Consider the following 15224-nt stretch of genomic DNA (forward strand, 5'->3'; position numbering starts at 1 on the left):
GCGTGCACCGTCGCGCGCGCTCCGCGGGAGGCGACATGTTGCACACGCACACGCATTCGACCCGGGTCAGCCGGCACCTGAACGCCCCGCGCGGGCGCGTCTACCGCGCGCTGCTCGATCCGCACGCCGTCGAACAATGGAAGGTGCCCGACGGCATGACGTGCCGCGTGCATGCGTACGACGCGCGCGAAGGCGGCGCGCTGCGCGTGTCGCTGAGCTATGACGCACCGTCGGCCGGCGCCGGCAAGACCACCGCGCGCACCGATACCTATCACGGCCGCTTCGTCACGCTCGTGCCGGACAAGCAGATCGTCGAGATCGACGTGTTCGAAACCGACGATCCGATGCTGCGCGGCGCCATGACGATCACGATCACGCTGTCCGACGAAGCGGGCGGCACGCGCGTGGACGCCGTGCACGACGGGGTGCCGCCCGGCGTGCCGGCCGCCGACAACGAAACCGGCTGGCAAATGGCGCTGGCGAGGCTGGCGGCGCTGGTGGAGGCGAAGTGAGCAAGCGCCGGGCCTGTCGTCGCGACGCACGTCAGCCGAGCCGGTAAGCCCGCGTGACCGTGCCGCGGAACAGCGCGTCGCGCTCGTCCGGGCTTGCCTGCGCCGTCAGGCGCTTGAACGCATTCCAGCCGTTCACGAACGAATACGAGCCCTTGTCGACCGGAAAATTGCTCTCGAACATGCAGCGCTCGGGGCCGAACGCGTCGATGCAGGTCATCATCCACGGCTTCCACGCGTCGGCGAGCTGCACGGAAGACGGCGGCCGCGCGCCTTTCTCGAAATCGAAACCGTTGATGCGCATCCCGAGCCCGCCGACCTTCACGTACACGTTCGGCAGCCGCGCGAGCGCGCGCATCGACGCCGACCAGCGTTCGAACACCTCCGGCCGCTTGTCGGCATAACTCGCGATCCGTACGACGCCGCCGCAGTGATTGACGATGATGCGCGTATCGGGATTCGCCTTCGCGAGCTCGAACAGTTCAGGGAGTTGGGGAAAGAACAGCCACGCGTCGTACGACAGCCCGAGCGGCGCGAGCTGCGCGACGCCCGCCCGGTACGCGGAATCGAGCAGCATGCCGCGCGGCACCGCCGATAGCGGATTGGCAAGCGTGGGATCGGCATCCCAGGTCGTCAGGTGACGAACGCCGCGAAACCGCCCGCGCCCGGCTTCGAGATGTGCTTCGAGCACCTCGCGCACGCGCTCGCCGAGACGCAGGTCCGCATGGCCGACGATGCCTTTCGCAACAGCCGGACGGCCGTGCTGCTGCAACGGCTCGGTCACGCCGGCAACGTAGGCCGTCTCGCCCGCCGGCTTCAGTTCGACCGGGCCCGCATCGCGATAGCGCGTCTGCGCCTGCATGTAGACGGACGCCTGGATGTTGTGGCCCGAGCGCGCGTCCTGCAGATAGTCGTCGAGCATGTAGATCCAGCCTGGCCGCTCATAGAAATGATGATGCGCATCGACGATCGGCAGGTCGGGCTCGAGCACGGGTTCGAGCGCCGACGCGAGCCAGTCGGGGCGGACCGCCAGATAGTTGCTTTGCGTCGTCATGCGGGAAACTCCCTCCTGGGTCGCCGCGCGCGTCTCGGTGAACGCGGGCAGCGCGAGCGATGCGGCGGCCGCGCCGAGCAGCCGGCGCCGCTTGATCGAAAGCGTCGTGTCCATGTCATTCGCTCCGGTCGAACGCGTACAGCGACAGCGTCAGCAGCGTCGTGATCGCGAGCACGATCGCGAGGCCGAGCATGCCGGCGGTAAAGGTGCCGAAGGCGTCCTTCAGGTAGCCGACGAGATAAGGGCCGGCGAAGCCGCCGAGCGCGCCGATCGAGTTGATCAGCGCGAGCCCGCCGGCCGCCGCCTGGCCGGACAGGAAGCGCGAGGGCAGCGTGTAGAAGATCGTGCGGCCGGCGATCGTGCCGACCAGCGCCAGCGTGATGCCGGCGAGTGCGGGGCCGAGCGTCAGGAAGTGCGTCGAGACGCCGAGCGCCACCGCGCCGATGAACAGCCCGATCGCCAGGTTCGCGACCGGGCCGCCGCGACGGTCCACGCGCTTCGCCCACCACAGCAGCGCGACGGTCGCGAAGAAGTACGGCACCGCGGACAGCCAGCCCGTCTGCATCGTCGACATGCCGTGCGCCTTGAGCATCTGCGGCAGCCAGATGCCGATCCCGTAGGAACCCATCGTGAAACCGAACGAGATCAGCGCGAGCACGTACACGCGCACGTCGCGCAGCGCGACGCCGAAGCGCTTCTTGCGGCCGGCGGCCGCGCCTTCGCGCTCGAACGCGCGCTGCAGCGCGGCACGCTCGTCGCCCGTCAGCCACGCGGCATCCGCGGGCGAATCGGACAGCAGCTTCAGTACGAGAAAACCGAGCGCGCACGCCGGCAGCCCTTCGACGATGAACATCCATTTCCAGCCGGCCAGCCCGAGCGCGCCGTCGAGTTGCAGCAGCCACGTCGACAGCGGCCCGCCGATCAGCGACGACAGCGGCGTCGACACGGTGAACCACGCCAGCACCCGCGTGCGGTAGCTCGCCGGAAACCACACGGCGAGGAAGAAGATCACGCCCGGAAAGAACCCGGCTTCCCCGATACCGAGCAGCAGCCGGATCGCATAGAAACTCGTCGGCCCGGTCGCGAGCGCAGTCGCGGCCGCCATCACGCCCCACGTGATCATGATGCGGGCGAGCCAGCGGCGCGCGCCGAAGCGGTACAGCGCGAGATTGCTCGGCACCTCGAACACGCAGTAGCCGGCGAACATGATCCCCGCGCCCCAGCCGAACTGCGTCGCCGTCAGCCCGAGATCGCGGTTCATCGTGAGCGCCGCGAACCCGACGCTCGTGCGGTCCAGGTAATTGAAGAAATATGCGAGCGCGAGCAGCGGGATGAAGCGCCATGCGGCCTTGCGCACGGCCCGCTGCTCGATCGATGCATCGGTCTCGCGATCGGCGGCCAGCGCCGGGAATGCGGATGTCATGGTTGTCTCCGTGGATAGGGCGATCCTCGCCCGCGCGTGGCGCGGCCGGGACGCCTTTGTTCGATCAGGGGATCGCGGCCGCGCTACGCGCTCGCCAGTTCGTTCGGCGACGGCGCGCCGCCCGCCGCCGCGCCGTCCGCGTCGTGCCGCCCGGCCACGACGCCGGCCTCGATCAGCGCGCGCGCCTCGTCCGGCGTGTAGCCGAGTTCGCCAAGCAGCGCGCGCGTGTCTTGCCCGAGCGCCGGCGGCGCCGAGCGCAGCCGCAGGCGCTCGCCCGCGAGCGTGAGCGGCAGCAGCGCGGTGCGCGTGTCGACCGGCCGCCCGGCGCTGCTCGCATCGGCCGGCAACCTCACGTCCGCGAGGCCGCCCGTCGCCAGCAGGTGCGGATCGTCGAACAGGTCCTGCGGCCTGGTGATCGGTGCATACGGCAGGCCGATCGACTCGAAGATCGCGCCGATCTCCGCGGCCGAATGCGGCGCGAGCCGCGCGCGCAGTTCTGGCAGCAGCCACTCGCGCGCCTGCACGCGCAGGTTGTTGGTCGCGAGGCGCGCATCGTCCTTCAGCGCAGCCAGCCCGAACGCATCGCAGAACAGCGCCCACTGCGTATCCGACACGACCGCGAGAAAGATCTGCTCGCCGTCCTTCACGGAGAACACGTCGTAGACGGCCCACGCGGAAATCCGGCTCGGCATCGGCGATGCGGCCTGCCCCGTCACCGCGAACTGCATCATGTGCTGCGCCACGAGGAACACGTTGTTTTCGAACAGCGAACTCTGCACCTGCTGGCCGCGGCCGGTGCGCTCGCGCTGCGCGAGCGCGGCCATCGCGCCGATCGCGCCGAACATGCCGCCCATGATGTCGTTCACGCTCGCGCCCGCGCGCAGCGGCCGCCCCTCCGGGCCGGTCATGTACGCGAGGCCGCCCATCATCTGCACCACCTCGTCGAGCGCGGTGCGATGCTCGTACGGCCCCGGCAGGAAGCCCTTGTGCGACACGTACACGATGCGCGGATTCAGCGAGTGCAGCGCCGGATAACCGAGGCCGAGCCGGTCCATCGTGCCGCTCTTGAAGTTCTCGCTGAACACGTCTGCCGTCGCGACGAGCCGCAGCACGATCTCGAGCCCGCGCGGATCCTTCACGTCGACCGCGAGGCTCTTCTTGTTGCGGTTGAACATCCCGAAGAATCCAGCGCCCGAACCGCGCAGCGCGCGCGTGCTGTCGCCGGCGATCGGTTCGATCTTGATGACTTCCGCGCCGAGATCCGCGAGCAGCATCCCGCAGGTCGGGCCCATCACCATGTGCGTCATCTCGATCACGCGGACGCCGGCGTACGGCAGCATCGAAGCGGGTTGGCGGCCGTTCATTGCGCGACTCCCGCCAGGCATCCTTCCGGTTGCGGCGCGGTTGGAGAACGGCCGTCCGCATAACGGAAGCCCTTCGGCAAACCGGCGTCCGGCACATGGCCGTACAACGCCTCGGCCGGCAGCGCCGCGTGCAGGATCGCGCGCGCGGCGAGCAGGGCGTCGACGTCGATACCCGTGTCGAATCCCATCGATTCGAGCAGGAACACGAGATCCTCGGTGACGATGTTGCCGGTCGCGCCCGGCGCATACGGGCAACCGCCGAGGCCGCCCTGGCTCGCATCGATCGTCGTCACGCCCGCGTCGAGCGCCGCGACGACGTTGGCGAGCCCCTGCCCGCGCGTATTGTGGAAATGTGCGCCGCCCGCCTTGTCGCCGACTTCCCGGCGCAGCCGGACAAACAGCCGGCGTACCTGCGCCGGGTTCGCATAACCGCTCGTGTCGGACAGCCCGATCTCGTCGACCCCGCATTCGGCCATCGCCACCGCCATCGCGATCGTCTCGTCGTCGCTGACGGCGCCCGCGATCGTGCAGCCGAACGCGACCGACACGCCCGCCTCGATCTGCACCGACGGGAACCGCGCATCGCGCAGCGCGACGATCGCGCGCACCTCGTCGATCATCTGCGCGGGCGTCTTGCGGATATTCGCCAGCGAATGCGCCTCCGTCACCGATACCGGCAGCGTCAGCTTGTGCACGCCTGCTTCGAATGCGCCCTCGGCGCCGCGCAGGTTCGGCGCGAGCGCGGCGACATGCAGCCCGGGAATCGCCAGCGCATGCGCGACGACCTCACGCACGTCGGCCATCTGCGGCAACAGCCTCGCCGGCACGAACGACCCGACCTCGATCTCGCGCAAGCCGGCCGCGGCCAGCGCCGTGATCCAGCGCAGCTTGCCGGCCGTCGGCATCACGGCCCGGATGCTCTGCAGGCCGTCGCGCGGCCCGACCTCGCTGACCAGCACCTTCGGATATTCGGAAACGCTCATTTGGTACTCCATCGTTCTATCTGAAAGAACATCGTTCTGTTTGATAGAACTCTAAGCGTGCGTCGAACGTGCTGTAAGCGGGGTATACCCGTGAAATTGCGATTTTCTGGAACTTGAGTTCTGCCAGACAGAACGATATAGTCGGCCGATCATCCTTCTGAAGGAAGCAGGCAGTGCCTACGACTCACACCGATCACGCCGGCAGCGAGCCCGATTCGCCGGCCGAAGAAGCGTCCAGCGGCGTCGCCGTCCTCGATCGCGCGTTTGCGATCCTCCGCGCCTTCGGGCAAACCGACGACCGGCTGTCGCTCGCGGAGCTGTCGCGCCGCACCGGGCTGTACAAGAGCACGATCCTGCGCCTGCTCGCCGCGCTCGAGCATGGCGGCTTCATGCGCAAGCTCGACGACGGCCAGTACGCGATCGGGCACGAGCCGCTGCGGCTCGCCGCGCTGTACCAGCGTTCGTTCCGGGTCGGCCCGGTGGTCGAGCCGCTGCTCGAAACGCTCAGCCGCGAACTCGGCGAAACGGCATCGTTCTACGTGCGCCAGGGCGACATGCGCTCGGTGCTGTACCGGGTCGAGCCCGCCCGCGCGGTGCGCGTGTCGATTCGTGTCGGCGAGGAATTTCCGGTTCGCCAGGGCGCGTCCGGGAAGGTGCTGCTGGCGTTCACCGACACGCAGGATGCGCAATGGCACGACGTGCGCGAACGACTCTGGGCCGCGTCTTACGGCGAGCGCGACCCCGAGACGGCTTCGGCGTCCGTACCCGTGTTCGGCGCGGCCGGCGAGTGTGTCGGCGCGCTGACCGTATCGGGCCCGAAATCGCGGCTCGCCGCCGCACCGGCCATGGCGGCAGCGCTCGCGATGCTGCTGCCGCTCGCGCAGAAGGCGACCGTGGCGCTCGGCGGCGCAGGCGCACGCTACGACGCGGCGGCCGTACGTGACAGCCTCGCGCAGTTCGCGTCGGCAGCAGGCCACGACGACACGGCGTCGTGACCGGCGGCGCGCGCACCGCCACGCAACAGCGCTACAGCGCAACAACGCAAAAGGCAGCCGCGTGCGACACTCGCCGCCGATGCATGCATCGCGCGCCGCCTACGGGCGTACCGCGCGTGCCACCGCCAACCGGACACCCATGAGGGCAGCCACCATGAACGCCGCGCGCACCGCCAGCTGGTATTTCGATTTCGTCTCGCCGTTCGCGTACCTGCAGCAGGAACAGTTCGACCGGTTGCCGGCCGCCGCCGCGTTCGAGCCGCGGCCCATCGTGCTCGGCGCACTGCTCTCACACTGGGGCCAGAAAGCGCCGGCCGAGATCGCGACGAAACGCGTCTTCACCTATCGCCACGCGCAATATCGCGCGGACAAGCTCGGCATTGCATTCCGGATGCCGCCCGCGCACCCGTTCAATCCGATCAGGCCGCTGCGTCTCGCGATCGCGATGGGCAATTCACCCGACGCGATCCGCCGGATCTTCCGGCATATCTGGCGCGACGGCCAGGACGTGTCGACGCCGGAAGGGTTCGCCGCGCTGTGCGAAGCCGTCGGCTTCCCGGAAGGCGTGACGGCCGTCGAAGCCCAGCCGGTCAAGGACGCGCTGCGCGCGAACACCGACGATGCGATCGCGCACGGCGTATTCGGCGTGCCGACCTTCGAACTCGACGGCGACCTGTTCTGGGGCGAGGATGCGACCGACATGTTCGCCGACTGCGCGACGTCGCGCGCGTGGCTCGATTCGCCCGAAGTGCGCCGCATCAGCGCACTGCCCGAAGGCATCCGGCGCGGCTGACGGCGCAGCGGCCGCCCGGCGCTCACGGCACGAATCCGGCGCCGCTGAATTTCCGCACCGCGCGCCCATGGCGGGCAGGCCCACAGGGCTTGCCCGCCTTTTCTTTTATTTTCGATCGGTGCACGGATGACGCCGCGCGGCCCGGCAGATTCGCGCGCATCCGGCGCGAGAACCGCTCATCCGGTGCAAGATCCACACCGTCCCGCGCGACTGTCCAGTTCTACCGATTATTTTTCGGATGGCCGCGCGCATCGACGCGGAAATATCGGACGATTTCGATCCCCCCGCCACACGGCGCCCGCCCATCCGGCCCCATCGCACAACCCCGTTTCATCAGGGGATTCCCGGTATTTTTTCGCATTTTCTTCGAAATAACGGGTGACATACTTGCCCCCCGTTGCGCTCCGGTGCGAGCGCGCTTCCAGATCCGGCCGGCCGCGTGTGATGCATCGAGCGTCCGCCGGGATCGCACGACATGAACAATTTCGATACCACGATCCAGACCTTCCTCACCCACATCACGTTCGGACCGCTGATGAATCACGCGATCCGCGTGATCGCTGGCCTGTATACGTTCAAGGGCTTCGTGCTCATTCCCGTGCTGTGCTGGCTGTGGTTCCAGCCGGGCCCGAACCGCGAGCGGCAGCGCGAACTGGTCGTCGCGACGATCGCGAGCGGGCTCATTGCGCTCGCGATCGGCCGGCTGCTCGCCCAGGTGCTGCCGTTCCGCGTGCGGCCGATCTACAACCCCGAACTGCACCTGCACTTCCCGTCGGCAGGGCTGCGCGCGGCCACGCTGCAGGCATGGAGTTCGTTTCCCAGCGATCACGCGATGCTGTGGATGGCGATCGCCACCGGCATCTTCATCATCGCGCGCCGCGTCGGCGTGCTCGCGCTGCTGTATGCGGTCGTGTTCATCTGCGTACCGCGCGCCTATCTCGGCTTCCACTACCCGACCGACCTGATCGCCGGCGCCGCGATCGGCGTCGCGATCGCATGGCTGCTGACGCGCGACGCGATCCGCTCGCGCTTCGCGCCGCAGGTGCTGGCGACGATCCGACGCTTCCCCGCGCCGGCCTATACGCTCGCGTTCCTGCTGTGCTTCGAGCTGATCACGCAGTTCGACGAACTGCTGACGCTCGCGCAGTCGGCCACCCGCACGATGTAACGGGAGACGCCGCGATGCTGCCGCTGCTTTCGTTCCGTCGCCCCGGCACGCGCTGCCGGCCATGCGCGGCGTCGGCGCGCCGCGCGACGCCCGCGCCGTTCAGTCGCGATCGGGCGCGCCCAGCGGAAAGAACGGGCGATACGGCCGCGCCTCGTCGACCGCGCGCGCAAACGACGGCCGCGCCAGCAGACGCTTGCGATACGCGATCACGTTCGCGAACGACGGATCGATCCGGTGCGTCCAGTCCGCATAGAACAGGAACGGCGCCGCGCCGCAGTCGGCGAGGCTGAAGCGGTCGCCGGCCGCCCATTCGCGGTCGGCCATCTTCCTGTCCAGCCACGCATACGACGTGTCGAGCATCGCGCGCGCATCGGCGACACCGCGTGCATCGCGCTCGGCTTCCGGCCGCAGCGCATCGAACACGACCTTCTGTTGCGGCGTCGACACGTAGTTGTCGAAGAAACGATCCATCGTGCGCACCTCGAGCGCCGCGTGCGGATCGTCGGGCAGCAGCCGCACGGGGCCCGGATGGTTCAGGCCGAGGTACTCGATGATGATGGACGCCTCGATCACGGTGCGGCCGGCATCGACGAGCACCGGAAAGCGCTTCAGCGGCCACAGCGCGGCCAGTTCCTGCATCGGCTTCGGATCGTCGTGCGCGAGCACGCGATACGCGAACGGCGTGCCGTTCTCGTACAGCGCGGTCAGCACCTTCTGGCAGTAGGACGAAAAGGGATGGGCGTAAAGCGTCGGTATCATCGTGCGGTCTCTCCGGGTTTCGGCGCCGCGTCGTGCGGCGCCACGTGATCGGATACCTTGACGACGAACGGCACCCGGCCGTTTCGACAGCGGTCCGGAATTTATTTTTGTCGTGCGACTTGTGCCGTTACGACCGGCCGTCCATCACGACGCGCCCCTCGGCACGCCAGCGCAGCATCCCGCCGCCGAGATTGGCGACCGTGTCGAAGCCGGCTTTCAGCAGGATCACGGTCGCCTGCGCGGATCGCCCGCCGGCCCGGCACACGGTCACGACCGGCCGGTCGCGCGCGATCTCGCCGGCACGCGCGGCCAGTTCGCCGAGCGGAATCGGCGTCGCGCCGGGCAGATGGCCGAGCGGGCCCGTGAATTCGTCCGGCTCGCGCACGTCGACCACCTGCACCGCCTGCAAATGATCCTCGAGCCATTGCGGATCGATTTCCCAGAACCCGGCGAACGTGTAGACGAGCGGCGCCCAGTCGGGTGCCGCCTGCGCATCGGGCGCGTTCGCGGCGACGCCGCATTGAAGGTTCGCCGGCACCGCGACATCGATCTGGCGCGGGTGCGCGAGCCCGAGGTTGCGCATGTAGCCCGCGAAATCGTCTTCGCTCAGATCGCCGCCGAGGCGCGGATTGAAGCGCCGCTCCTCGCCGACGCTCGTCACCGTGAGCCCGCGATAGTCGTGCGCCGGATACAGCAGGCACGCGGCCGGCAGCGTGAAAAGCCGGCCGTGCACCGCGCGATACAGCGCGCGCGGGTCGCCCTGCTGGAAGTCGGTGCGGCCGGTGCCGCGAATCAGCAGGCAATCGCCGGTGAACGCCATCGATTCGTCGTCGAGCACGAGGCTGATGCAGCCGCTCGTGTGGCCGGGCGTCGCGCGCACGGTCAGGTAGCGCGCGCCGAACGCACAGCGGTCGCCGTCGTTCAGGTAACGATCGGCGCCCTGCGCGCCGCTCGCAGCCGAGATCGCGATCGTGCTGCCCGTGCGCTGCTTCAGCAGCCACGCGCCCGTCACGTGATCGGCATGCACGTGCGTGTCGACGGTCGCGACGAGCCGCAGCCCGAGCTCGTCGAGCAGCGCCGCGTCGCGGCGCACCTGCTCGAACACCGGATCGATCAGCAGTGCTTCGCGCGACGCGGGGTCGGCGAGCAGGTACGTGTACGTCGACGATTGCGGGTCGAAGAGTTGCCGGAAGATCATCGCGAAGTCGCTCCGTCGCTGGTTGATGCGCATTGTCCGGCCCGCGCCGCCGCAGCCACCCCTGTCGCCGCGGCCGCCGCGGGCCGCCCCGTCGTGGTCCCGCACTGCCGGCATCCGGCCGGCACGGCGCGTCAGCGCGGCTGCGTCACGTAACGCAGGTACGGCTTCAGCGTCCGGAAGCCCTGCGGATACTTCTGCCTGGCCGCATCGTCCGACACCGACGTCGGAATGATGACATCGTCGCCGGGCCGCCAGTTGACCGGCGTCGCCACCGTATGCTGCGCGTTGAGCTGCAACGCGTCGAGCAGGCGCAGCACCTCGTCGAAATTGCGTCCCGCGCTCATCGGATAAACGAGCATCGCCTTGACCTTCTTGTCCGGCCCGATGACGAACACCGAGCGCACGGTCGCGTTGTCGACCGCCGTGCGCGGGCCGCCGCTCGCATTCGGATGAATCATGTCGTACAGCTTCGCGACCTTCAGCTCGTCGTCGCCGATCAGCGGATAGTTGACCGCGTGACCCTGCGTCTCGGCGATATCCGCCACCCACTTCCGGTGATCGCTGACCGGATCGATCGACAGCCCGATGATCTTCGTGTTGCGCTTGTCGAATTCCGGCTTGAGCCCGGCCATGTAGCCGAGTTCGGTCGTGCATACCGGCGTGAAATCCTTCGGATGGGAAAACAGGATCGCCCAATGGTCGCCGATCCATTCATGAAAGCGGATCGTTCCCTCGGTGGTCTCCGCGGTGAAATCGGGCGCGTCCTCGCCTAGTCGAATCGACATGTTCGTCTCCGTCAAATGGGAATCGTCACGACGCCCGCGCCGCGGCTTGCGCGCGACGCGCGATCGTCCGCGCGCGGAGTGCAGGCATGGCACATGCCCGGGTTCCGCGCGTTCATATAGCCTAGTTCAAAATGCGCGCGCCACCGGCATGCGGTGTGCGCGATGTCTCGGCCGATTCCGACGACGAATGCGGCACGGCAGCACGATGCGCCGCAACCGGGCGCGCGTGCGGGCTGCCTTACACTAGCGGCTCCTCTCGTCTTACGTTCACAGGAATGCCACCGACATGTCGATGACGATCGATCCGAAGCAGGCCGCCGCACTGCTGGCCGTCGCCGACACGGGCAGCTTCGAGCAGGCGGCCGTGCGCCTGCACGTGACCGCATCGGCCGTCACGCAGCGGGTCCGCGCACTGGAAGCGAGCCTCGGCACGCCGCTCGTGCTGCGCACGCGGCCGTGCCGCCCGACGGTGGCCGGGCAGCGCGTGCTGCAGCACCTGCGCCGCGTCGCGCTGCTGCAGGCCGACCTGCAAAGCACGCTCGCGACCGAGCGCGAATCGCCGATCTCGGTCACGATCGCGCTCAACTCCGACAGCCTCGGCACGTGGTTTCTTCCGGCACTGACGTCCGTACTCGCCGGCGAGCGCATCCTGTTCGAGCTGATCGTCGAAGACCAGGACCACACGTTCGCGCTGCTCGAAAGCGGGATGGCGGTGGGCTGCGTGACGACCGAGCCGAAGCCGATGCGCGGCTGTCTCGCGACGCCGCTCGGCACGATGCGCTACCGGCTGCTCGCGGCCGCCGCGTTCGCGGTGCGCTGGTTCCCGCGCGGGCTGAACCGCACGAGCGCGCGCAAGGCGCCCGTCGTCGCGTACTCGCGGCGCGATACGCTGCAGTCGTCGTTCCTGAAGGAGAAATTCGGGCTGCCCGAGGGCGCCTACCCGTGCCACTACGTGCCGGGCACCCATTCGCACTTCGCGGCGGTGCGGCACGGGCTCGGCTACGCGATGGTGCCGGAGCCGCTGATCGGCGCCGCGCCGCTCGACGCGCAGGGGCTCGTCGATCTCGCGCCCGCGCATCCGACCGACGTCACGCTGTATTGGCACGCGTGGACCGTGCAGTCGCCGACGATGGCGTCGTTGTCGGAACGCGTCGTCGAGGCGGCACGCCGGCTGCTCGCGCCGCTGCCGTGACGCGCGGGTGATCGACACCGCCGGGGCGGTGCGCGGCGCGGTACGCATCGCAGCGAGAAACCCTGCCGCGCCGCCTATACTTTTTCCATCGGCCTCGCGAACGCGCCGCGCGGCCGATCACGCACATCCGGCCGTTCCCTTTCCCGCAAGGAGAACATCATGTCCCGCCGCTATATCGATTGCCGCGAGTTTCCCAGCGCGACGAACTGCTCGGTCGCGATTTCCGCCGACTCCGACAACGAACTGCTGGAGGCCGCCGTGCAGCATGCGGTGCTGGTGCACCAGCACACCGACAGCGCCGAACTGCGCACGCAGCTGAAAACGCTGTTCCGCGACGGCACGCCCCCCGCCGACGCACCCCGGCAAGCGTAATCCGCCGGCTCGCCCGATATCGACAGACGGATTGCCTCGTCGCCCCCGTCGCCTCTTCGCTCCCTGCTTCGCGCCACCTCGTGCCGGCTCTCCCGCCGGCCGGCGCATTCCCCGTTACGCGCGGCGCTGCGCGAAATACGCGCCGACCGCATCGATGAAGGTATCGATGTCCGCGCGCGACACGTCGCAGTGCGTGACGAAGCGCGACGCGTACAGCATCTGCGTGAGGATCCCGCGTTCCTTGAGCCACGCCTCGAGCGGCGCGCAATCGGCTTCGGGGAATTGCGCGAACACCATGTTCGTCGCGTGCGACAGCACCTTCACCGCGTCGATGCGCGCGAGGCCCGCCGCGAGATGCGCGGCGTTCGCGTGATCGTCCGCGAGCCGCTCGACGTTGTGGTCGAGCGCATACAGGCACGCGGCCGCGAGAATGCCCGACTGCCGCATCGCGCCGCCGAGCACCTTGCGCCAGCGCTGCGCGCGCTCGATCAGCACGCGGTTGCCGACCAGCACCGAGCCGACCGGTGTACCGAGCCCTTTCGAGAAGCAGATCGACACGGTGTCGAACGGCGCGCACAGCTCGGCGATCGAACGGCCCGACGCGACGGCGGCGTTGCACACGCGCGCGCCGTCGAGATGCAGCGCCAACCCGCGGCTGCGCGCGAACGCGGTGGCTTCCTGGACATAGCCTTCCGGCAAGACCTGGCCGCCGATCGTGTTTTCGAGCGCGAGCAGGCGCGTGCGGGCAAAGTGATTGTCGATCGGCTTGATCGCCGCGGCGATCTTCGCGAGCGGCAGCGTGCCGTCCGGCGCGTTCTCGATCGGCTGCGGCTGGATGCTGCCCAGCACGGCCGCACCGCCGCCTTCGTACTTGTAGGTGTGCGCGAGCTGGCCGACGATGTACTCGTCGCCGCGTTCGCAATGGGCCATCAGCGCGGCGAGGTTGCTCTGCGTGCCGCTCGGGAAGAACAGGCCGGCTTCCTTGCCGGCCCGCTCGGCCATCACCGCCTGCAGGCGCAGCACGGTCGGGTCGTCACCCCATACGTCGTCGCCGACTTCGGCGGCAGTCATCGCGGCCAGCATTGCCTGGCTCGGACGTGTCACGGTATCGCTGCGTAAATCGATCATCGCTGAGTCCTGGGTAAACGCGGACCGGAACCGATGCGCCCGGCCCTGCCGAAACGAGACTCAGAGTGTACGCAATTCACGCAGCGTGTGTGTGGCGGCGGCCGGCGGGCGACGTATGCACGGCGCACCGGCACGCGATGCGGCACGCCGCCACCCGGGCCGCCGTCAGTAGCGCGGCGGCGGCGGCTGGACACCCGCCGGCGGCATCGGCGGCGCCGCGCGCGGTGCGCCGCCGTATCCACCGCCGCCGCTCATCCCGCCCGGCACCGGCACGCGGTTCCCGGTCGCGTACATGCATTGCAGGTAGCCGTAGTCGTAGCGGCGCTGGATGTCGTAGGCCGAGCCTTGCGCCGCACCGGCACCGACCACGCTGCCCGCGAGCAGCCCCGCGCCTGCGCCGACGGCCGCACCCGTGCCGCCGTTGAACGCCGCGCCGGCCGCCGCCCCGAGTGCGGTGCCGACGGCCGCGCTGCCGACCGCGCTCGCGGTCGATGCCTGCCCGGCACTCACGCCACCCGATTGCTCGAACGCGTATTGACGGCAGTTCGCATCGTCGGCGCGGAACTGGTCGAACGACTTGCCGGTGCCGGGCAGCGCCATCACGCTCGGCCCGGTCGGCATGTACGCGCACGCGCCGAGCAGGCCGGCCAGCGCCAGCGCGGCCGGCACGCGCAGTGGTCGAAACAGGGATTTCATCGTCGCGCCTCCGTCACTGCGGCCGTGCCGGCACCGATCGCCAGCCCGACTTGCAGGTCTTCACATGCGGGTAGTAATGCTTCGACGCGTCGCAGTAGTACCAGACGTTCGCGTCGCCGTCGTCCTGCGGCTGCCCTTTCTCGACGTACTCGGGCGGCGGCCCCGGGTCGACGGGTACCGCGACGACGGGCGGCGGGTAGTAATAAGGCGCAGGGACGACGGGGTAGTAATACGGGTAGCCGGGGCCGATATAGACCCCGACCCGGGCGGCATGCGCCACGCCGCCCGTCGCGATCGCCACTGCGGCCACCGCGCCCAGTGCGAGCTTCAATCCATTCACGTCACGTTCTCCGGCTGGCGGTTCGTCGATGCGAACCCGACATACCGAACGCTACGCCGCGCGCGATCCGTCATCCATTACGGGCGCACGCGCCAATGTTGCGCGGCGTTACCGATGTGACAGACCCCATCTCCCGCGGCCCGCCGGCACGAGCGCGTGCGTTACGCGATAACGCACCGCAACGGTTCGGCCGCGCGCGGGCGCCGAGGGGGGCGGTGTCGCGCAGCGTTCGCGCCCGGATCGAACCGTTCCGATGACGCGACGCGCCATATTGACGCACGTGCGTCAGACCGCCACGCCGCAGCCGCGCGCGCCGCAAACAGGCTTCTTGATACGAATCAACGATTTACCCCGGAATCGCGAGAGACGGGCTGGACATCTGCGACGAGTTGGCGCATTTCGCGGTGCAACATCGCGGCCCATACTCCAGCCAACCCCGACGCCCGTCCGCCGGGGTCCGCCGGC

16 protein-coding genes are annotated in these 15224 nt (G+C 69.0%); 6 read left to right on the top strand and 10 right to left on the bottom strand.

What is annotated here, in order from left to right; translation table 11 throughout:
* The first annotated feature begins 35 nt into the window (after positions 1 to 35).
* A complete protein-coding gene (locus tag DPV79_RS13755) occupies positions 36 to 512 on the top strand; it encodes an SRPBCC family protein (protein ID WP_113045645.1) in 477 nt (158 codons plus the stop codon).
* Positions 513 to 543: 31 nt separating this feature from the next.
* Here DPV79_RS13755 and DPV79_RS13760 read toward each other — a convergent pair whose 3' ends face one another.
* From DPV79_RS13760 to DPV79_RS13775, 4 genes are all read right to left on the bottom strand, one after another.
* Positions 544 to 1677, bottom strand: a complete 1134-nt coding sequence (locus DPV79_RS13760) for an amidohydrolase family protein (RefSeq protein ID WP_059552607.1) — start codon at positions 1675 to 1677, stop codon at positions 544 to 546.
* Position 1678: 1 nt separating this feature from the next.
* On the bottom strand, positions 1679 to 2986 hold the full coding sequence (locus DPV79_RS13765) for an MFS transporter (RefSeq protein WP_059496248.1): 1308 nt from the start codon (positions 2984 to 2986) through the stop codon (positions 1679 to 1681).
* An 83-nt stretch (positions 2987 to 3069) separates the two neighbouring features.
* Positions 3070 to 4350 carry a CaiB/BaiF CoA transferase family protein gene (locus DPV79_RS13770; RefSeq protein WP_060127755.1) on the bottom strand — a complete coding sequence of 427 codons (1281 nt, stop codon included), beginning with the start codon at positions 4348 to 4350 and terminating at the stop codon, positions 3070 to 3072.
* A complete protein-coding gene (locus tag DPV79_RS13775; protein WP_069255037.1) occupies positions 4347 to 5333 on the bottom strand; it encodes a hydroxymethylglutaryl-CoA lyase in 987 nt (328 codons plus the stop codon). The genes DPV79_RS13770 and DPV79_RS13775 overlap by 4 nt, the downstream gene beginning before the upstream one ends.
* Before the next feature lie 173 nt (positions 5334 to 5506).
* Here DPV79_RS13775 and DPV79_RS13780 point away from each other — a divergent pair, with 173 nt between their 5' ends.
* The 3 genes from DPV79_RS13780 (at position 5507) to DPV79_RS13790 (ending at position 8289) form a co-directional block, all read left to right on the top strand.
* Complete coding sequence (locus DPV79_RS13780) at positions 5507 to 6328, top strand: IclR family transcriptional regulator (protein WP_059857119.1); 822 nt, start codon at positions 5507 to 5509, stop codon at positions 6326 to 6328.
* A gap of 154 nt (positions 6329 to 6482) precedes the next feature.
* Positions 6483 to 7121 (top strand): 2-hydroxychromene-2-carboxylate isomerase, encoded by a 639-nt coding sequence (locus DPV79_RS13785; protein ID WP_113045646.1) that lies wholly within the window; start codon positions 6483 to 6485, stop codon positions 7119 to 7121.
* A gap of 475 nt (positions 7122 to 7596) precedes the next feature.
* Positions 7597 to 8289 (top strand): phosphatase PAP2 family protein, encoded by a 693-nt coding sequence (locus DPV79_RS13790; RefSeq protein ID WP_113045647.1) that lies wholly within the window; start codon positions 7597 to 7599, stop codon positions 8287 to 8289.
* Positions 8290 to 8388: 99 nt separating this feature from the next.
* Here DPV79_RS13790 and DPV79_RS13795 read toward each other — a convergent pair whose 3' ends face one another.
* From DPV79_RS13795 to DPV79_RS13805, 3 genes are all read right to left on the bottom strand, one after another.
* The gene (locus DPV79_RS13795) at positions 8389 to 9048 is read right to left on the bottom strand and encodes a glutathione S-transferase family protein (protein ID WP_021164299.1); all 660 of its coding nucleotides are present in this window, start codon (positions 9046 to 9048) and stop codon (positions 8389 to 8391) included.
* Positions 9049 to 9175: 127 nt separating this feature from the next.
* Positions 9176 to 10246: a rhodanese-like domain-containing protein gene (locus DPV79_RS13800; protein WP_048023538.1), complete on the bottom strand. Its 1071-nt coding sequence runs from the start codon at positions 10244 to 10246 to the stop codon at positions 9176 to 9178.
* 131 nt (positions 10247 to 10377) lie between these two features.
* Complete coding sequence (locus DPV79_RS13805) at positions 10378 to 11031, bottom strand: peroxiredoxin (RefSeq protein ID WP_059648996.1); 654 nt, start codon at positions 11029 to 11031, stop codon at positions 10378 to 10380.
* A 286-nt stretch (positions 11032 to 11317) separates the two neighbouring features.
* Here DPV79_RS13805 and DPV79_RS13810 point away from each other — a divergent pair, with 286 nt between their 5' ends.
* Positions 11318 to 12223: an HTH-type transcriptional regulator ArgP gene (locus DPV79_RS13810; protein ID WP_021164296.1), complete on the top strand. Its 906-nt coding sequence runs from the start codon at positions 11318 to 11320 to the stop codon at positions 12221 to 12223.
* Positions 12224 to 12382: 159 nt separating this feature from the next.
* Complete coding sequence (locus DPV79_RS13815; protein ID WP_042978387.1) at positions 12383 to 12595, top strand: DUF1059 domain-containing protein; 213 nt, start codon at positions 12383 to 12385, stop codon at positions 12593 to 12595.
* A 114-nt stretch (positions 12596 to 12709) separates the two neighbouring features.
* Here the strand turns inward: DPV79_RS13815 and ltaE are convergent, their stop codons facing one another.
* The 3 genes from ltaE to DPV79_RS13830 form a co-directional block, all read right to left on the bottom strand.
* The gene (gene ltaE / locus DPV79_RS13820; RefSeq protein WP_059487550.1) at positions 12710 to 13723 is read right to left on the bottom strand and encodes a low-specificity L-threonine aldolase; all 1014 of its coding nucleotides are present in this window, start codon (positions 13721 to 13723) and stop codon (positions 12710 to 12712) included.
* A 165-nt stretch (positions 13724 to 13888) separates the two neighbouring features.
* Positions 13889 to 14419, bottom strand: coding sequence for a YMGG-like glycine zipper-containing protein (locus DPV79_RS13825; protein ID WP_060051060.1), 531 nt, complete (start codon positions 14417 to 14419; stop codon positions 13889 to 13891).
* A gap of 13 nt (positions 14420 to 14432) precedes the next feature.
* The gene (locus tag DPV79_RS13830; RefSeq protein WP_021163569.1) at positions 14433 to 14759 is read right to left on the bottom strand and encodes a hypothetical protein; all 327 of its coding nucleotides are present in this window, start codon (positions 14757 to 14759) and stop codon (positions 14433 to 14435) included.
* Positions 14760 to 15224 lie beyond the last annotated feature (465 nt).

The organism is Burkholderia reimsis (assembly GCF_003294055.1).
Lineage (GTDB): Bacteria > Pseudomonadota > Gammaproteobacteria > Burkholderiales > Burkholderiaceae > Burkholderia > Burkholderia cepacia.

What these genes read in the sequence shown, in the direction of transcription:
- DPV79_RS13760 (WP_059552607.1), bottom strand. Translation starts at nt 1,677, where the DNA reads ATGGACACGACGCTTTCGATCAAGCGGCGCCGGCTGCTCGGCGCGGCC.
- DPV79_RS13775 (WP_069255037.1), bottom strand. Translation starts at nt 5,333, where the DNA reads ATGAGCGTTTCCGAATATCCGAAGGTGCTGGTCAGCGAGGTCGGGCCG.
- DPV79_RS13785 (WP_113045646.1), top strand. Translation starts at nt 6,483, where the DNA reads ATGAACGCCGCGCGCACCGCCAGCTGGTATTTCGATTTCGTCTCGCCG.
- DPV79_RS13815 (WP_042978387.1), top strand. Translation starts at nt 12,383, where the DNA reads ATGTCCCGCCGCTATATCGATTGCCGCGAGTTTCCCAGCGCGACGAAC.
- DPV79_RS13800 (WP_048023538.1), bottom strand. Translation starts at nt 10,246, where the DNA reads ATGATCTTCCGGCAACTCTTCGACCCGCAATCGTCGACGTACACGTAC.
- DPV79_RS13755 (WP_113045645.1), top strand. Translation starts at nt 36, where the DNA reads ATGTTGCACACGCACACGCATTCGACCCGGGTCAGCCGGCACCTGAAC.
- DPV79_RS13795 (WP_021164299.1), bottom strand. Translation starts at nt 9,048, where the DNA reads ATGATACCGACGCTTTACGCCCATCCCTTTTCGTCCTACTGCCAGAAG.
- DPV79_RS13770 (WP_060127755.1), bottom strand. Translation starts at nt 4,350, where the DNA reads ATGAACGGCCGCCAACCCGCTTCGATGCTGCCGTACGCCGGCGTCCGC.
- DPV79_RS13805 (WP_059648996.1), bottom strand. Translation starts at nt 11,031, where the DNA reads ATGTCGATTCGACTAGGCGAGGACGCGCCCGATTTCACCGCGGAGACC.
- DPV79_RS13765 (WP_059496248.1), bottom strand. Translation starts at nt 2,986, where the DNA reads ATGACATCCGCATTCCCGGCGCTGGCCGCCGATCGCGAGACCGATGCA.
- ltaE (WP_059487550.1), bottom strand. Translation starts at nt 13,723, where the DNA reads ATGATCGATTTACGCAGCGATACCGTGACACGTCCGAGCCAGGCAATG.
- DPV79_RS13810 (WP_021164296.1), top strand. Translation starts at nt 11,318, where the DNA reads ATGTCGATGACGATCGATCCGAAGCAGGCCGCCGCACTGCTGGCCGTC.
- DPV79_RS13825 (WP_060051060.1), bottom strand. Translation starts at nt 14,419, where the DNA reads ATGAAATCCCTGTTTCGACCACTGCGCGTGCCGGCCGCGCTGGCGCTG.
- DPV79_RS13790 (WP_113045647.1), top strand. Translation starts at nt 7,597, where the DNA reads ATGAACAATTTCGATACCACGATCCAGACCTTCCTCACCCACATCACG.